Source organism: Streptomyces shenzhenensis, from assembly GCF_021462265.1.
Taxonomy (GTDB): Bacteria; Actinomycetota; Actinomycetes; order Streptomycetales; family Streptomycetaceae; genus Streptomyces; species Streptomyces shenzhenensis.
The window spans coordinates 115342-128302 of the sequence record NZ_JAJONF010000007.1; the positions used below are offsets into that span (position 1 = coordinate 115342).

Annotated in this window: 9 protein-coding genes; 7 read left to right on the forward strand and 2 right to left on the reverse strand. The window is 71.5% G+C overall.

Going from position 1 to position 12961, the window contains the following annotated elements; all coding sequences use genetic code 11:
* Window positions 1-10: 10 nt before the first annotated feature.
* The 4 genes from iolB (at window position 11) to LQ326_RS12515 (ending at window position 5939) form a co-directional block, all read left to right on the forward strand.
* Window positions 11-826, forward strand: coding sequence for a 5-deoxy-glucuronate isomerase (gene iolB / locus LQ326_RS12500; RefSeq protein WP_234535724.1), 816 nt, complete (start codon window positions 11-13; stop codon window positions 824-826).
* Entirely contained in the window at window positions 823-2694 is a 1872-nt protein-coding gene (gene iolD, locus LQ326_RS12505) for a 3D-(3,5/4)-trihydroxycyclohexane-1,2-dione acylhydrolase (decyclizing) (RefSeq protein WP_234535726.1), read from the forward strand. Before iolB ends, iolD begins: the two co-directional genes overlap by 4 nt.
* Window positions 2695-2708: 14 nt before the next feature.
* Window positions 2709-4211, forward strand: a complete 1503-nt coding sequence (gene mmsA, locus LQ326_RS12510) for a CoA-acylating methylmalonate-semialdehyde dehydrogenase (protein ID WP_234535727.1) — start codon at window positions 2709-2711, stop codon at window positions 4209-4211.
* Window positions 4212-4541: 330 nt separating this feature from the next.
* Window positions 4542-5939, forward strand: coding sequence for an APC family permease (locus tag LQ326_RS12515; RefSeq protein ID WP_234535729.1), 1398 nt, complete (start codon window positions 4542-4544; stop codon window positions 5937-5939).
* Between the two features lie 274 nt (window positions 5940-6213).
* Here LQ326_RS12515 and LQ326_RS12520 read toward each other — a convergent pair whose 3' ends face one another.
* Window positions 6214-6666: a MarR family winged helix-turn-helix transcriptional regulator gene (locus LQ326_RS12520; RefSeq protein WP_234535732.1), complete on the reverse strand. Its 453-nt coding sequence runs from the start codon at window positions 6664-6666 to the stop codon at window positions 6214-6216.
* Window positions 6663-7541, reverse strand: a complete 879-nt coding sequence (locus LQ326_RS12525; RefSeq protein WP_234535734.1) for an MBL fold metallo-hydrolase — start codon at window positions 7539-7541, stop codon at window positions 6663-6665. The genes LQ326_RS12520 and LQ326_RS12525 overlap by 4 nt, the downstream gene beginning before the upstream one ends.
* 191 nt (window positions 7542-7732) lie before the next feature.
* Between LQ326_RS12525 and LQ326_RS12530 the strand changes: the two genes are divergently transcribed.
* The 3 genes from LQ326_RS12530 to LQ326_RS12540 all read left to right on the forward strand — a co-directional run bounded on the left by LQ326_RS12530 (window position 7733) and on the right by LQ326_RS12540 (window position 12877).
* Complete coding sequence (locus LQ326_RS12530) at window positions 7733-10384, forward strand: CocE/NonD family hydrolase (protein WP_234535737.1); 2652 nt, start codon at window positions 7733-7735, stop codon at window positions 10382-10384.
* A complete protein-coding gene (locus LQ326_RS12535; protein WP_234535739.1) occupies window positions 10381-11244 on the forward strand; it encodes an ABC transporter permease in 864 nt (287 codons plus the stop codon). The genes LQ326_RS12530 and LQ326_RS12535 overlap by 4 nt, the downstream gene beginning before the upstream one ends.
* Before the next feature lie 157 nt (window positions 11245-11401).
* Complete coding sequence (locus LQ326_RS12540) at window positions 11402-12877, forward strand: vWA domain-containing protein (RefSeq protein WP_234535741.1); 1476 nt, start codon at window positions 11402-11404, stop codon at window positions 12875-12877.
* Window positions 12878-12961: the final 84 nt, after the last annotated feature.

Consider the following 12961-nt stretch of genomic DNA (forward strand, 5'->3'; position numbering starts at 1 on the left):
GGGCGTGGAAATGACGACCAACGAACTGCATCTCGCCAAGGGGGCGACCGCGAACGCGCAGTACGCGCTCGACATCGATCCCCGGCGGGCCGGTTGGGCGCACAGCAGTCTGCGGATCGTCGAACTGGCCCCGGGGGGAACGCATTTGTTCACCACCGGGGACAGCGAGTGGATCGTGCTTCCGCTCCAGGGCGGTTGTACGGTGCGAACAGAGGGAAACGAGTTCCAGATCCTGGGCCGGGAGAGCGTGTTCAGCGGAGTCTCCGACTTCGTGTACGCGCCCCGGGACGCCCAGGTCCAGATCGCCTCCGGCGCGGGAGGCCGCTTCGCCCTGGCAGGAGCGAAGTGCGAGCGACGACTCCCCGCCCGCTACGGCCCCGCGCCGGAGGTCCCCGTCGAAGACCGCGGCAGCGGCACCAGCGCCCGCCAGGTGCGCAACTTCGCCTCCGCGTCCGCGTTCGACTGCGACAAGCTGATCGCCGTCGAAGTGATCACACCCGGCGGCAACTGGTCCTCGTACCCGCCGCACAAGCACGACGAGCACCGGCCGGGCGAGGAGTCGGAGCTGGAGGAGATCTACTACTTCGAGATCGACGGACCGAACGGTATCGGGTACCAGCGCGTATTCCCCTCCCGCGAGGGCGGTACGGACGTCCTCGCCGAGGTCCGCTCCGGCGACGCCGTGCTCGTTCCCGACGGCTGGCACGGCCCGTCGATCGCGCAGCCCGGGCACGACATGTACTACCTGAACGTCATGGCGGGGCCCGGTGCGACGCGGGAGTGGCGGATCTGCTTCCACCCGGACCATACGGAGGGTTACCGATGACGATTCGGCTGACCGTCGCGCAAGCGCTTGTCCGCTTCCTCGCCGCCCAGTACACCGAACGGGACGGCGAGCGCCGCCGCCTGATCGGCGCCACCTGGGGCATCTTCGGCCACGGCAACGTGGCCGGGCTCGGCCAGGCACTCCTCCAGCACGGCGACGAGATGCCATACCACCAGGGCCGCAACGAACAGGCCATGGTGCACGCGGCGGTCGGCTACGCGCGTCAGTCGAACCGTCTCGCCACCCACGCCGTGACCACGTCCATCGGTCCGGGCGCGACCAACCTCGTCACCGGCGCCGCCCTCGCCACGATCAACCACCTCCCGGTCCTGCTCCTCCCCGGCGACGTCTTCGCCACCCGCCCCGCCGACCCGGTCCTCCAGCAGCTCGAGGTCCCGTACGCGGCCGACGTGTCCGTGAACGACTGCCTGCGCCCGGTGTCGAGGTTCTTCGACCGGATCAACCGCCCCGAGCAGCTGATCCCCTCCGCCCTCGCCGCCATGCGCGTCCTCACCGACCCCGTCGAGACCGGCGCCGTGACCCTCGCGCTCCCGCAGGACGTCCAGGCCGAGGCGTACGACTGGCCGGAGGAGTTCTTCGCCGAGCGGGTGTGGACGGTACGCCGGCCGGGCGCCGACCCCGCCGAACTCGCCGCCGCGGTGCAGGTGATCAGGAGCGCGCGCCGGCCGGTGATCATCGCCGGCGGCGGGGTCCACCACAGCCGGGCCGAGGACGTCCTCGCCGAGTTCGCCGCGGCCACCCGGATTCCGGTCGCGTCCACCCAGGCCGGCAAGGGCTCGCTGCGCTGGGACCACCCGCAGGACGTCGGCGGCGTCGGCTACACCGGCACCGCCACCGCCGACGAACTCGCCCGCACCGCCGACCTGGTGATCGGCGTCGGCACCCGCTACACCGACTTCACCACGGCCTCCGGCACCCTCTTCGAGAACCCGGACGTCCGCTTCCTCAACCTCAACATCGCCCCGTACGACGGCCACAAACTCGCCGGTCTGCCGCTGGTCGCCGACGCCCGCAGCGGTCTCGCGGAGCTGAGGAAGGCCCTGGACGGCCACCGGACCGCCGACTCGTACGTCACCGAGTACACCGAGGACAAGGAGCGCTGGGAGCAGCGCGTCGACGCCTGCTACGAGGCCGACGAGCCGGACGTCCGGCCGACCCAGCCGCAGGTCCTCGGCGCCCTGGACGCGCTCGTCGACGAGACGGACGTCCTGGTCAACGCGGCCGGCTCGCTTCCCGGCGACCTGCACAGGATGTGGCGGGCGCGGTCACGCGACCAGTACCACCTGGAGTACGGGTACTCGTGCATGGGCTACGAGATACCGGCCGCCATCGGGGTGAAACTCGCGGCGCCGGAGCGCAACGTGTGGGCGCTGGTCGGCGACGGCACGTATCTGATGATGCCGACCGAGATCGTCACCGCCGTGCAGGAGGGGATAGCCGTCAAGGTGCTGCTGGTGCAGAACCACGGCTACGCCTCCATCGGCGGTCTGTCCGAGTCGGTGGGCGGCGAGCGGTTCGGCACCGCGTACCGCTTCCCCTCGGACGACGGCACCTTCACGGGCGCCCCGCTCCCCGTCGACCTCGCCGCCAACGCGGCGAGCCTCGGCATGCGGGTGCTGCGCGCGAAGACCGTACGGGACCTGCGCGCGGCGCTCGCCGAGGCGCGGGCCGCCGACACTCCCACATGTGTCTACGTGGAGACCGAAACGGCCGACACTGTGTCGGGCCCGCCTCCCGCGCAGGCCTGGTGGGATGTACCTGTGGCCGAGACCGCGGCCCGATCCGCCGCGGTCAAGGCACGTGAGCTCTACGAACGGCACGTCTCGACCCGACGCCGCCATCTGTGAAGGAGTAACCGGTCATGACGAAGATCGTCAACCACTGGATCGGCGGCAAGTCCGTCGACGGCACGTCGGGCACCTACGGGCCGGTCACCGACCCGGCCACCGGCGCGGTGACCACGAAGGTCGCGTTCGCGTCGGTCGACGAGGTCGACGCCGCGGTCGCCGCCGCCAAGGACGCGTATCTGACCTGGGGCCAGTCGTCGCTGGCCAAGCGCACGGAGATCCTGTTCCGCTTCCGCGCCCTGCTGGACGCCAACCGGGACGCGATCGCCGAGCTGATCACGGCCGAGCACGGCAAGGTGCACTCCGACGCCCTCGGCGAGGTCGCCCGCGGTCTGGAGATCGTGGACCTGGCGTGCGGGATCAGCGTGCAGCTGAAGGGCGAGCTGTCCACGCAGGTCGCCAGCCGTGTCGACGTCTCCTCGATCCGGCAGCCGCTGGGTGTCGTCGCGGGCATCACGCCGTTCAACTTCCCGGCGATGGTCCCGATGTGGATGTTCCCGATCGCCATCGCGTGCGGCAACACGTTCGTGCTGAAGCCGTCCGAGAAGGACCCGTCGGCGTCGATCAAGATCGCCGAGCTGCTGGCCGAGGCCGGGCTGCCCGACGGCGTCTTCAACGTCGTGCACGGTGACAAGGTGGCCGTGGACCGACTCCTGGAGCACCCGGACGTCAAGGCGGTGTCCTTCGTCGGCTCGACCCCGATCGCCCGCTACATCCACACCACGGCCTCCGCCAACCACAAGCGCGTCCAGGCCCTGGGCGGCGCCAAGAACCACATGCTGGTCCTCCCCGACGCCGACCTGGACGCGGCGGCCGACGCGGTCGTCTCCGCCGCCTACGGCTCGGCCGGCGAGCGCTGCATGGCCATCTCCGCGGTCGTGGCGGTGGGCGCGATCGGCGACGAGCTGGTGGCGAAGATCCGCGAGCGCGCCGAGAAGATCAAGATCGGTCCCGGCAGCGACCCGACGTCCGAGATGGGCCCGCTGATCACGGCCGTGCACCGCGACAAGGTCGCCTCGTACGTCGAGGGCGCGGCGGCCGAGGGCTGCGAGGTGGTCCTGGACGGCACCGGCCACACGGTCGAGGGCTTCGAGGACGGCCACTGGATCGGCATCTCGCTGCTCGACAAGGTGCCCACCACCGCCAAGGCGTACCAGGACGAGATCTTCGGCCCGGTGCTGTGCGTCCTGCGCGTGGACACCTACGAGGAGGGCGTGGCGCTGATCAACGCCTCCCCCTTCGGCAACGGCACCGCGATCTTCACCCGGGACGGCGGCGCGGCCCGCCGCTTCCAGCTGGAGATCGAGGCCGGCATGGTCGGCGTGAACGTGCCGATCCCGGTGCCCGTCGGCTACCACTCCTTCGGTGGCTGGAAGGACTCGCTCTTCGGCGACCACCACATCTACGGCAACGACGGCACGCACTTCTACACCCGGGGCAAGGTCGTCACCACCCGCTGGCCCGACCCGGCGGACGCCCCCGCGGGCGTCGACCTGGGCTTCCCGCGCAACCACTGAGCGCGACCGCTCGCCTCGTCGAGGCCGTCCGGATACCGGACGGCCTCGACTTTTTTTGCCCGCCCCGCTGCGGTTATCGTTTCGATGGGATGAAACGGATGCCTTAAGTTCTTTGTGTTCATAGCCTTTGAAAGCAAGGTCATGCGACCTGAAGGCTTGATGGTTGAGCCATATCGCCTTCTCCTCCTGCGAAAGCGATGTGATGCACGTCGCTTTACAAGTGCGGAATCCGAAGGTAAACGGCCATTGACGCAATGGTTTTCGTCGGGGTTCCATGCAGCACGGCCCAACCGCCGGAGGCATCCGCACGAGTCGATCGGAACCGCCCGCATGACCGACACGCTCCGCCCTGTCGACAACGCCGTCACAGAGGCGTCCGACAGTCCCAAGACGCTCAAGCGCTCCATCGGAGTAGTTGGCGGCACCCTCCTCACCCTCTCCTGCGTCACCCCCGCCTCCACGCTCTTCGTGGTCGTCCCCGACCTCTTCGGCTCCCTCGGGACCGCCACCGCCCTCACGATCGCCATCGGCTCCCTCCTCTGTATCGCCGTGGCGTTCTGCTACTCCGAGCTGGGCACCCTCATCCCCAGCGCGGGCGGCGAGTACGCGATGGTCTCGACGATGGCGGGCCGGCTCGCCGGCTGGCTCGTCTTCGTCCTCTCCCTGCTGGTCGTGATGATCGTGCCCCCGGTGATCGCGATGGGCACGGCCGACTACCTGGCCCCGATCGTCCACCTGGACCCGGCCATGACCGGCGCCGGCGTGATGCTCCTCGCCACCCTCGCGGGCCTCCTGGACCTGCGCGCCAACGCCTGGATCACCGGCATCTTCCTGGTCCTGGAGGTCATCGCGGCGGGCCTGGTGGCCGTCCTGGGCTTCACCCACAGCCACCGCGGGGTCGGCAGCCTCACCTCCATGCAGGTGGCCGACACGGGAGGCCACACCACCACGGTCACCGCGATGCTCGTCGTCTCCGGCCTCGCCATCGCCCTCTTCGTCACCCAGGGCTTCTCGACGGCCGTCTACCTCTCCGAGGAACTGGAGGACCCGCGCCGCAACGTCGCCCGCACGGTCCTCGCCACCCTCGCCATCTCCACGGTGATCATCCTGGTCCCGGTGGCCGCGATCACCATGGGCGCGACCGACATCAAGGCCCTGACGGGTGGCGACATCAGCTCCATGGTCACCGCCTGGTCGAACTCCGCGGTCGGCACCTTCGTCAGCCTCTGCGTGGCCCTCGCGATCATCAACGCGGGCATCGTCATGGTCATCCAGAACTCCCGCGTCCTGTTCGCCTCGGCCCGCGACAAGGCCTGGCCGACCCCGGTCAACAGCGCCCTCTCCCGCCTGGGCCGCTTCGGCTCCCCCTGGGTCGCCACCCTCGCGGTGGGCGTCCCCGGAGCCCTGCTCTGCTTCGTCAACCTCGACACCCTGTACGGCGTGACGGGCGTCTCGGTGACCGGCATGTACCTCCTGGTCGCCGTCGCCGCCCTGCTCTCCCGCCGGGCCCACCACAAGCACACCCCGGCCTGGCGCATGCCCCTGTGGCCGGCCATGCCGGTCCTCCTCATCGTGGTCCTCGGCTACATCCTCACCCAGCAGGAAACCAGCTACCTCCTCTGGACCGGCGGCATCACCGCCACGGCCACCCTCTACTGGGCCTTCTACCTCCGCCCCCGCAAGGAGACCCACTGGGTGGTCTCCATCCCGGAGGACGCGCAGGCCTGACGGGCCCACGCCCTCGCCGAGGACGCCTCCCCCGTGACCCCCTTGATCAAGCCGTGGGTCATGGGGGAGCGGCGCGTCCAGGCGCGGGGCCTTGGCGGGCCGCCCGTCAGCGCCAGGTGCAGGGGACGCGGGTGACGTCCTCGGACGTCTTCCACAGCTCGGTGAGGACGCCGACGGCGGTGGTGCCCTCACCGCGGCAGACGGCGTGGCCGGCGGATGCCCCGGCTGTCGTCGGTCCTCCTTCGGGGAGAGCAGGGGGCGTGGGCCGGTGGGGTCACAGGCAGGATCCGCGGTCCTCGCTGTCCCCGATGATCGCGAAGAGCATGCGGCGCAGGTCCTGGATCCGGTCCGGGCCGAAGCCGTCCAGGACGGAGGCCTCGGCGGCGTCGCACGCCTCGGCGACGGTCGCGCGCAGCCTCTCGCCCGCCTCGGTGATCGCCGGGATCCGCAGGCGGCGGTCACGGGGATCGGTGTGGCGGACCACCAGGCCGCGGCGCTCCAGCCCGTCGAGTTGGCTCATCAGGGTGGTCTTGTCCAGGCCGAGGGCCTTGCCGAGTTCGCCCTGCGTGAGGTCCGGGGTCTTGTCGAGGGCGCTCAGCACGATGTAGTCGCGCAGCTGGAGACCGTGTCTGGCGGCCTGGTCACCGGTGACGCCGTGCATGTGCTGGGCGGCCCGGTGCAGCAGCCAGGTGATCTCGGACTCGGCACCGGGGCTCGGGCCGGTCATGCGTGCCGGCCTGGGCGGGCCTGTGCCGCGGGGTCGGGCACGAGCAGGGGGATGCCCTCGTAGGAGCCGAGGTCGTGCGCGGGGACTATCCGCAGCAGGCCGTCCAGGGCGATCATGCGCAGCAGGTCCCGGCGCAACTGCGCGGGATCGCTGTCGGCCAGCCGGCTCATCAGCCACGGCCGTTCGGCGGGCCGGCGGATGCCGTCGATCTGCCAGGTGAGGTCGCCGACGAAGGCGTACCGCGGGCCGGTCGGCAGGGTGACGAAGACAATCACCGAGCCGGTCGTGTGGCCGCCCGCGAGGGCGATGACCACCGAGCCGTCGCCGTGCACGTCGTAGGTCGAGGGGAAGCCGAGGTAGGGCCGGTCCGCGAAGGCGTACTCGTGGATCTCGTGCCCCCGGGACACCTGGCGGTAGACCTTGCCGTCGGGGTCGGCGGCCGCGTACTCGCGTTCGAGTCTGTTCATCCAGAGGGGGGTGCCGCCCAGTCCGTCGAGGCCGCCGACGTGGTCCCAGTGCGCGTGGGTGGGCACGACGCCGAGCAGCCGGCCGCGGTCGTAGCCGATGGCGTCGAGTTGCTCGGCGGCGGTGCGGCCCGCCTGGTAGGGGGCGCGGACGAAGCGGGGGAGCATCGCGATGTGCTCGGCGACGGCCGCGCCGAAGCCCGCGTCGATCAGCAGATCTCCTTTCGGGTGCCGCACCAGGACCGCCGAGGCGGCGAAGGGCCGCTTGTCGCGGAACGAGCCGCCGCGGAAGGCCAGGGCCGCGCGGGTCTCGTACGTGCCGGTGGGCAGGTGGTGAACGGTCATGTCCGCCGGCGGCTCGGCCGGCGGCAACGGCGCTGTCCAAGCGGGCGGCCGGGGGAGAGGTGTCATGCCGAGAACCGTACGAGCCAAGAACATCTGATGCAAGACGTTCTTGGTTCAGATGATTCGATGGCGGGTGGGGGTCGCCCCGGCATACCGCACCCGGAGTACAGGTCGGCGCCGCCGTACTTCCCAGGGATGGCCAGGGGTTCACCCCGGCGTCGGCATCGGACGTCACCGCCTGCCCGTACCGTTGAAGCATGGATCTTCGACCCCCCGGCCTACGAGCCCTGCTCCGGCGGCCGCGACGGCTCCTGTCCGCCGCGGCCGCCGTCGTCGTGCTCGTGGGCGCCGGCACGTGGACGGCCGTCGCCTCCGGCGGCCCGGCCCCGGTGCACCGCGCCGACAAGGTCATGGCGGTGGACGGGGTGCGTCTCGACACCTCCTTCTTCACCACGTCCGGCACCGGCCGGCGCCCCGCGGTCCTCCTCGCCCACGGCTTCGGCGGCAGCAAGGAAGGCATGCGCACCGAGGCCGAGGACCTCGCCCGCCACGGCTACGCGGTCCTCACCTGGTCCGCCCGCGGCTTCGGCGCCTCCACCGGGAAGATCGGCCTGAACGATCCCAAGGGCGAGGTCGCCGACGTCTCCAGGCTCATCGACTGGCTGGCGAAGCAGCCCCAGGTCCAGCTCGACAGGGCCGGCGACCCACGCGTCGGCATGGCGGGCGGCTCGTACGGCGGCGCGATCTCCCTCCTCGCCGCCGCCTACGACCACCGGGTCGACGCCATCGCTCCCTCCATCACGTACTGGAACCTCGCCGACGCCCTGTTCCCGGGCGGCGTCTTCAAGAAGCTGTGGGCCGGGATCTTCTTCAACACCGGCGGCGGCTGCGCCGACTTCCAGCCCGAGCTGTGCGCGATGTACAACCGGGTCGCCGAGTCGGGCAAGCCGGACGCGGCGGCCGTGAAGCTTCTCGAAGAGCGGTCACCGTCGGCCGTCGGCGACCGCATCAAGGTGCCCACCCTGCTCTTCCAGGGCCAGACCGACTCCCTGTTCACGCTCTCCCAGTCGGACGCGGCGGCGAAGGCGATCAGGGCGGCCGGCGCCCCGGTGGACGTCGACTGGATCGCCGGCGGCCATGACGGCGGCGACCTGGAGACCAGCCGTGTCGAGGCCCGGACGACCGCATGGTTCGACCGGTATCTGAAGGGCGACAAGGCCACCGGCACCGGGCCCGGCTTCCGGATCACCCGTACCGGAGGGCTGGACTCCACCGACGGTGCCGCCCAGTTGCGCGGCGCGAGCGCCGACAGCTACTCCGGTCTGGAGAGTCACCGGAAGGACATCGCGCTGAAGGGCGGCACCCAGCGCGTCGACAACCCGGCCGGCGCCAGCCCGCCCGGCGTCTCCGCGCTGCCCGGCCTCGGCGGCTCCGGCGGCCTCGCCCAGCTCTCCTCCCTCGGCGTCGGCGTCTCCCTCGACTTCCCCGGCCAGTACGCCCGCTTCGACTCGGCGCCCGTCACCGACACCGTGCAGATCACCGGCACCCCCACGGCCACCGTCCACATCGCCTCGACGGCCGACGACGCCGTCCTCTTCGGCAAGGTGTACGACGTCGGCCCGGACGGCACCCAGCAGGTGCTGCCCTCCCAGCTGGTCGCCCCGGTCCGCGTCGAGGGAGCCAAGGCCGGCAAGGACGTCACGGTCACCCTCCCGGCCATCGACCACGAGGTGCAGAAGGGCCACCGGCTGCGCCTGGTCCTCGCCTCCACCGACCTCGGCTACGCCTCCCCGACCGCCCCGGCCACCTACACGGTCTCCCTCAAGGGCGCCCTGAGCGTGCCGACGGCACCCCAGGTGGACACGGCCGCCGCGCCGCTGCCCGCCTGGGTGTGGTGGCTGCCGCTGGCCGGCGCGGTCGCCGCCCTGGCCCTGCTGCTGACCGGCCGCCGCCGCACTGCCGCCGGCCCGGCACCGGCCGCCGAGCTGGCCGGAGTGCCCCTGCAGATAACGGATCTGAGCAAGCGCTACGCGGGTTCGGCCGACCGGTACGCGGTCCGCGAGCTGTCCTTCCGTGTCGAGAAGGGCCAGGTGCTCGGCCTCCTCGGCCCCAACGGGGCGGGCAAGACCACCACCCTGCGCATGCTGATGGGCCTGATCAAGCCGGACGGCGGCGAGGTCCGGGTCTTCGGCCACGCCATCCGCCCCGGCGCCCCCGTCCTCTCCCGGGTCGGCGCCTTCGTGGAGGGCGCCGGTTTCCTGCCGCACCTGTCCGGCCGGGAGAACCTGGAGCTCTACTGGCAGGCCACCGGCCGCCCGCCCGAGGACGCGCACCTCGACGAGGCCCTGAAGATCGCCGGCCTCGGCGACGCGCTGGCCCGCGCGGTCCGCACGTACTCCCAGGGCATGCGGCAGCGCCTCGCCATCGCCCAGGCCATGCTCGGCCTGCCGGACCTGCTCATCCTCGACGAACCCACCAACGGCCTCGACCCGCCGCAGATCCGCGAGATGCGCGAGGTGATGATCCGCTACGCGGCCGCCGGCCGCACGGTGATCGTCTCCAGCCATCTCCTCGCCGAGGTCGAGCAGTCCTGCACCCACCTCGTGGTGATGGACCGCGGCCGGCTCGTCCAGGCCGGGCCGGTCGCCGAGATCATCGGCTCCGGCGACACCCTCCTCGTCGGCACCGGCACCCCCGTCGCGGAACCGGTCGTGGAGAAGGTGGCCGCGCTGCCCGGCGTGGCCACCGTGACCAGTACGGACGACGGCCTGCTCGTCCGCCTGGAGCCCGGCGGCAGCGCCCCGCAGCTGGTCGCCGAACTCGTCCGGCTCGACGTTCCGGTGGCATCGGTCGGCCCGCACCGCCGGCTGGAAGACGCCTTCCTGACCCTGATAGGAGGTTCCGCATGAGCACGCTCACCGAGGAGTCCGCGGTCGCCTCCGGCTACCGGGCGGGCCGCACCCTGCCGCTCCGCGTCGAACTGGTCCGCCAGCTCAAGCGGCGCCGCACCCTGGTGATGGGCGCCATCCTGGCCGTACTGCCCTTCGTGCTGCTGATCGCGTTCGCGGTCGGCGGCCGGCCGGGCGAGCGCAACGGCCAGGTCACCCTCCTGGACACCGCCACCGCGTCCGGCGCCAACTTCGCCGCCGTCAACCTGTTCGTGTCGGTGGGCTTCCTGCTGGTCATCCCGGTCGCCCTGTTCTGCGGGGACACGGTCGCCTCGGAGGCCGGCTGGTCCTCCCTGCGCTACCTGCTCGCCGCACCGGTGCCGCGGGCCCGTCTGCTGTGGTCCAAGCTGGTCGTCGCGCTCGGCCTCAGCCTGGCCGCGATGATCCTGCTGCCCCTGGTCGCCCTGGCCGTCGGCACGGCCGCCTACGGCTGGGGCCCGCTCCAGATCCCCACCGGCGGCGCACTCGACACCACCACCGCCACCCAGCGCCTCGTGATCGTGATCGGGTACGTCTTCCTGTCCCAACTGGTCACCGCGGGACTGGCGTTCTGGCTCTCCACGAAGACCGACGCCCCCCTCGGCGCGGTCGGCGGCGCGGTCGGCCTGACCATCGTCGGCAACGTCCTGGACGCGGTCACCGCCCTCGGCCACTGGCGCGACTTCCTGCCCGCGCACTGGCAGTTCGCCTGGGCGGACGCCGTACAACCGCACCTGGAGTGGTCCGGCATGATCCAGGGCACCGCGGTGTCGATAACGTACGCCCTGGTGCTGTTCGCCCTGGCCTTCAGGGGTTTCGCCCGCAAGGACATCGTCTCCTAGGTCACCGGACGATCTCCCTCCGGCCTCGAAGCCCCTGGTCCGTGGCCGCTTCGAGATCCATCCGCAACGCATCGGGGCGCACGTTCCGGCCCTCGGTGCCGTCAGAGTCGATGACAAGTCAGGAAGTCGACTCCGACCGGCACAGGGGGCACACGCGATGAACCGACACCGGACACGACGACGGACCTACGGGGCGCTGCTCGCCCTCACCACCGCCGGCACCCTGCTCCTGGCGGGCTGCGCGGGCGACGGCGGCAACCGCTCCAACGGACCGGACCACACCCGCGCCCCCGCCCCCTCCCAGGCCCGGGGCGACGAGACCGCCCCGTCCTCCGACCACCTCTCCACCTTCGCCCTCGACGTCGACACCGCCTCCTACGGCTACGCCCGCCGCACCCTCGCCGACGGCGGCCGCCCCGACCCCTCGACCATCCGGCCCGAGGAATTCGTCAACAGCTTCCGCCAGGACTACCGCACCCCCGAACACAACGGCTTCACGGTCACCGTCGACGGCGCCCGTACCAGCAGGCCGAACTGGTCCCTGGTCCGCGTCGGCCTCGCCACCCGCCCCGCCGACACCGAAGAACGCCCGCCGGCCGCCCTCACCTTCGTCATCGACGTCTCCGGCTCCATGGACGAGCCGGGCCGCCTCGACCTCGCCAAGAAGTCCCTGGACACGATGACCGACCGGCTGCGCGACGACGACTCGGTCGCCCTCGTCACCTTCAGCGAGCACGCCGAACAGGTCCTGCCGATGACCCGCCTCGGCGGCCACCGCGCCGAGATCCACGACGCCGTCGACGGCCTGGAGGCGCTCTCCTCCACCAACCTCGGCGAGGGCGTCGAGACCGGCTACGCCACCGCCGTCGCGGGCCTGCGCGAGAACGCCACCAACCGCGTCGTCCTCATCTCCGACGGCCTCGCCAACGACGGCGAGACCGACCCCGACGCCATCCTCAGGCGCATCGACGGCGACCGCCGCGAGTACGGCATCACCCTCTTCGGCGTGGGAGTGGGCAGCGACTACGGCGACGCCCTCATGGAACGCCTGGCGGACAAGGGCGACGGCCACACCGTGTACGTCGCCGGCACCAAGTCCGCCGCCGACGTCTTCTGCCGTCAACTCCCGCAGAACATCGACCTGGTGGCCCGCGACGCCAAGGCCCAGGTGGCCTTCGACCCGCACACCGTCGCCGAGTTCCGCCTGATCGGCTACCAGGACCGCAAGGTCGCCGACCGGGACTTCCGCAACGACCGGGTGGACGGCGGCGAGATCGGCCCCGGCCACACGGTCACGGCCCTGTACGCCGTCCGCACCAACCCCGGCACGGACGGCCACCTCGCCACCGCGACCGTCCGCTGGCTGGACCCCGACACCCGCACCCCGCACGAGAACACGGGCGCGATGGAGACCGGCGCCCTGCACGACGACGTCTGGTCGGCCTCCCCGCGCTTCCAGGTGACCGCGGTGGCTGCCTACTTCGCGGACGCGCTGGCGGGCGGCGACTACCACCTCCCGGGAGCACCGGGCCTGACGAAGCTGCAGTCCCGGGCCGAAACCCTGGCGAGGGTGACCGAGGACAAGGACGTAGCCGAACTCTCCACAGCGATCGGCGAGGCAGCGCCCCTTTAGGGGCGCCGCGCCCCTAAAGGGGCGCGGGGAACTGCGCGACCAGCCACAACGCACCCGCACCCGGCGTACAACCGTATCTCCTAC

What these genes read in the sequence shown, in the direction of transcription:
- iolB (WP_234535724.1), top strand. Translation starts at nt 11, where the DNA reads ATGACGACCAACGAACTGCATCTCGCCAAGGGGGCGACCGCGAACGCG.
- iolD (WP_234535726.1), top strand. Translation starts at nt 823, where the DNA reads ATGACGATTCGGCTGACCGTCGCGCAAGCGCTTGTCCGCTTCCTCGCC.
- mmsA (WP_234535727.1), top strand. Translation starts at nt 2,709, where the DNA reads ATGACGAAGATCGTCAACCACTGGATCGGCGGCAAGTCCGTCGACGGC.
- LQ326_RS12515 (WP_234535729.1), top strand. Translation starts at nt 4,542, where the DNA reads ATGACCGACACGCTCCGCCCTGTCGACAACGCCGTCACAGAGGCGTCC.
- LQ326_RS12520 (WP_234535732.1), bottom strand. Translation starts at nt 6,666, where the DNA reads ATGACCGGCCCGAGCCCCGGTGCCGAGTCCGAGATCACCTGGCTGCTG.
- LQ326_RS12525 (WP_234535734.1), bottom strand. Translation starts at nt 7,541, where the DNA reads ATGACACCTCTCCCCCGGCCGCCCGCTTGGACAGCGCCGTTGCCGCCG.
- LQ326_RS12530 (WP_234535737.1), top strand. Translation starts at nt 7,733, where the DNA reads ATGGATCTTCGACCCCCCGGCCTACGAGCCCTGCTCCGGCGGCCGCGA.
- LQ326_RS12535 (WP_234535739.1), top strand. Translation starts at nt 10,381, where the DNA reads ATGAGCACGCTCACCGAGGAGTCCGCGGTCGCCTCCGGCTACCGGGCG.
- LQ326_RS12540 (WP_234535741.1), top strand. Translation starts at nt 11,402, where the DNA reads ATGAACCGACACCGGACACGACGACGGACCTACGGGGCGCTGCTCGCC.